Source organism: Oceanibium sediminis (assembly GCF_003265325.1).
GTDB classification, from domain to species: domain Bacteria; phylum Pseudomonadota; class Alphaproteobacteria; order Rhodobacterales; family Rhodobacteraceae; genus Halovulum; species Halovulum sediminis.
In genome coordinates, this window is the sequence record NZ_QGNX01000046.1 from 1 (window position 1) to 1,150 (window position 1,150).

Consider the following 1,150-nt stretch of genomic DNA (forward strand, 5'->3'; position numbering starts at 1 on the left):
TGAGGTCGGTTTCGACGTTCCCGCACTTCCGGGGATGGACGAGGCGGACATCCAGACGCCCTGCCTGGTGCTGGACCTGGACGCGCTGGAGCGCAACATCAAGAAGATGGGCGACTACGCCAAGGCCCACGGGATGCGCCACCGCGCCCATGGCAAGATGCACAAGTCGGTCGACGTGCTGAAGCTGCAGATGGAGCTGGGCGGCGCCATCGGCGTGTGCTGCCAGAAGGTCTCCGAGGCGGAGGTTTTCGCCCGCGCCGGGATCAAGGAGATCCTCGTCTCCAACCAGGTGCGCGACCCGGCCAAGATCGACCGGCTGGCGCGGATGCCGAAGGTCAGCGGCGGCGAGGTCATCGTCTGCGTCGACGACGTCGCGAACATCGCGGACCTGAGCGCGGCTGCCCAGAAGCACGGCACCGAGCTTGGCGTCTTCATCGAGATCGACTGCGGCGCCGGCCGCTGCGGCGTGATCGGCACGCCGAATGTCGTGGAAATCGCCCGCGCGGTGCGCGCGGCGGACAACCTGACCTATCGCGGCATCCAGGCCTACCAAGGCGCGATGCAGCACATGGACAGTTTCGAGGACCGCAAGGCCAAGCTCGACGCCGCCATTGCGCAGGTCAAGGACGCGGTCGACACGCTGAAGGCCGAGGGGATCGAGACCGACCTCGTCTCGGGCGGGGGCACGGGGAGCTATTACTTCGAGAGCAACTCGGGCGTCTACAACGAGCTTCAGTGCGGTTCCTACGCGTTCATGGACGCCGACTATGGCCGGATCCTGGACAAGGACGGCAAGCGGATCGACGCGGGCGAGTGGGAGAACGCGTTCTTCATCCTGACCAGCGTGATGAGCCACGCCAAGCCCGACAAGGCGATCGTGGACGCCGGGTTGAAGGCGCAGTCGGTGGACAGCGGGCTGCCGCTGATCTACGGGCGGGACGACGTGGAATACGTGAAATGCTCGGACGAGCATGGCGTGGTGGCCGATCCCGACGGGGTGCTGAAGGTCAACGACAAGCTGAAGCTGGTGCCAGGTCACTGCGATCCGACGGCGAATGTGCACGACTGGTACGTGGGCGTGCGCGGCGGCAAGGTGGAGGTCGTCTGGCCTGTGTCGGCGCGCGGCAAGGCGTATTGATCGGGCGGGCGC

1 protein-coding gene is annotated in these 1,150 nt (G+C 66.3%); it reads left to right on the top strand.

Annotated elements, in window-relative coordinates; translation table 11 throughout:
• Positions 1 to 1,138: 3-hydroxy-D-aspartate aldolase BhcC (gene bhcC / locus DJ029_RS21485; protein ID WP_112324496.1), on the top strand; the 1,138-nt coding region annotated here is incomplete at its 5' end.
• Positions 1,139 to 1,150 lie beyond the last annotated feature (12 nt).